Origin of the sequence: Sphingomonas sp., assembly GCF_036387595.1 — a bacterium.
Taxonomy (GTDB): Bacteria; Pseudomonadota; Alphaproteobacteria; order Sphingomonadales; family Sphingomonadaceae; genus Sphingomonas.
The window spans coordinates 1-2,472 of record NZ_DASVTL010000070.1; the positions used below are offsets into that span (position 1 = coordinate 1).

Sequence of the window (2,472 nt, forward strand, 5' to 3'; positions counted from 1 at the left end):
GAGCTGTTGTCGCTCCGCAAGAGCACGACGCTCACCAAGGAAATGTTCCTCAACCATCTCTATGGCGGGATGGACGAACCCGAACTCAAGATCATCGACGTCTTCATCTGCAAGCTGCGCAAGAAGCTCAGCCTGGCATGCAACGGCGAGAATTACATCGAGACGGTCTGGGGCCGCGGCTATGTGCTGCGCGAACCCGAAGAGGTCGTCCAGGTCGCCTGATCGCTTCCTTTCGGCAGAACCCGAAGCAAGGCCGCGACGTCGGGGGGCGTCGCGGCCTTTTCTTTTGTGTGCGGGGCGGACGTCGAGGTAACCACTTCCCGCCTTAGCGTTCGATTACGTGCCGCGGGTTCAGCCACCTTGTTCGTCATCCCCGCGCAGGCGGGGATCCAGACTGGCAAGCGTTGCGGCTGACATACTGAAACCCGCCAGTATGGATCCCCGGCTGCGCGGGGATGACGGAAGGGGATTGAGGCAACGTCATCCCACTCTTGTGTCCCCGCGAAGGCGGGGACCCAGTACTGGGCTCCCGCCTTCGCGGGAGTACAACTGCCGCCTGATACCGAACGCGATTGCAATGTTGGAGAAACTGCGGAACCCGAACCCCCGCTGTTTCTCATCGCTATAATCCTCCCCCCTCGCAGGCGCGCGCGCGCACACGCAGGCGCAGGCGCGCACGCGTGATGATGAGACCTTTGTGACTTTTGCCGGCGGCGTGAGCGCTATTTCCGCTCATATTCCTTCTGCCCGCCGACCCAGGTCTCCTCGACCTTGGTCGCCCGCAGATCGGAAGGCGACGCCAGCATCGGGTCGCGATCGACGATGATGAAGTCGGCACGCTGCCCCGGCGCCAATCGCCCGAACCGATCGTCGGCGAACCCCGCAAACGCCGCGCCGCCGGTGAACGCCCACCATGCCTGTTCGCGCGTCACCGCCTCCTCGGGACGCCAGCCGCCGAACGGCTCGCTCGACGCATCCTGCCGGGTGAACGCCGCGGCCCAGCCCGCGAACGGATCTGGGCGCTCGACCGGAAAGTCCGATCCGAACGCCAGCGGCGTACCCTGCCGCAGCATCGTCGCCCAAGCATAGGCGCCGGTCAGCCGTGCCGCACCCAGCCGCGCCTCCGCCATCGTCCGGTCGCTGGTCTGGTGCGTCGGCTGCATCGACGCGATGACGCCGTTGCGCGCGAACCGCGGCAGATCGACCGGGTCGACGATCTGCGCATGCTCGATCCGCCAGCGGCGGTCGCCCTTGTAGGTCTCCGACAATTCCTCGATCGCACCCAGCGCCTGCGCGTTGCCGCGGTCGCCGATCGCATGCACCGCGACCTGGTAGCCGTCCATCGACGCGCGGCTCATCAGGTTGCGGATCACGTCATCGGTCATGAACCCCGCCCCGCTCTGCCCCGGCGCATCGGCATAGGGCGCCTTCAGCCACGCCCCGCGCGACCCCAGCGCGCCGTCGCCATACAGCTTCACCCCGCCCATCCGCAGCCGGTCGCCATAGAGCCACGGGGTCGGGCCCGAACCGCCGACGCGGATCGCGGTGTCCACACCCGCGGCATAGCTCATGATTCGCACCCGCAGCGCACCCGCATCCCCGACCCGGCGATAGGTCAGCCAGTCGTCGAGCGAGGTGCCCATGTCCGCGGCCGCGGTGATGCCGTTGCTGAGTAGGATCGATTGCGCCTTCAGGAACGCGGCGGTGCGGTCCTTGCCGAGCGGCTGGGGCACGACCTTCTGCACCAGATCCTGCGCGGCATCGACGAATACCCCCGACGGCGCGTTGCCGGTCTTCTCGATGCGCCCGCCCGGCGGCGACACGCTCTTCGCCGACACGCCCGCCGCGGTCATTGCCGCGGTGTTGGCCCAGCTCGCATGACCATCGGCGCGCGACAGCCATACCGGGCGGTCGCTCACCACCGCGTCGAGGTCCGCCGCGGTCGGGAACCGGCCGAGCCCCCAAGTCTCCTGGTTCCAGCCGCCGCCGAGGACCCAGCGGCGCTCCGGATTGGCGGCAACATAGGCGCGGATCTTTGCCTTCGCCTCGTCGAGCGACTTGGTCCCCGACAGGTCGAGTTCCAGCGCGCGAAAGCCCAATTCCGCGACATGGCCGTGGGCGTCCACGAAGCCGGGCAACAGCACCCTGCCCTTCATGTCCGCACGCCAGTCCAGCTTGTCGGGCCGCTTGTCCTTGGCGCTCAGCAGGCGCACCACCTTGCCGTCCGGCGACATCAGCAAGCCGTTGAAGCGGATCACTTTCCGCTCCTTATCCAAGGTCATCCCGTTGACGTTGTCGATTAAGGCATCGGCCAGCGCCGGCGCGGGCAATAGCAAAAGCATGCAAGCGAACCACCGACGAACCACCACGAGCTGCTCCCAAGCCTGCCAAGCGGCAGCGCATAAGCGGTGTTCCCCCACCGCGCCAGATGGTCTAGCGCCCGTCGATGGCTAGCTATCCTGTATCCGCCGC

The 2,472-nt window shown here is 67.0% G+C and carries 2 protein-coding genes; one reads left to right on the forward strand and one right to left on the reverse strand.

The annotated features are described in order from the left end of the window. On the forward strand, positions 1–222 hold a 222-nt coding region (locus VF643_RS05910; protein ID WP_331042452.1), incomplete at its 5' end, for a winged helix-turn-helix domain-containing protein. A 500-nt stretch (positions 223–722) separates the two neighbouring features. On the opposite strand, the gene VF643_RS05915 is transcribed toward VF643_RS05910, so the two are convergent. Further along, the gene (locus tag VF643_RS05915) at positions 723–2,342 is read right to left on the reverse strand and encodes an amidohydrolase (protein ID WP_331042453.1); all 1,620 of its coding nucleotides are present in this window, start codon (positions 2,340–2,342) and stop codon (positions 723–725) included. Positions 2,343–2,472: the final 130 nt, after the last annotated feature.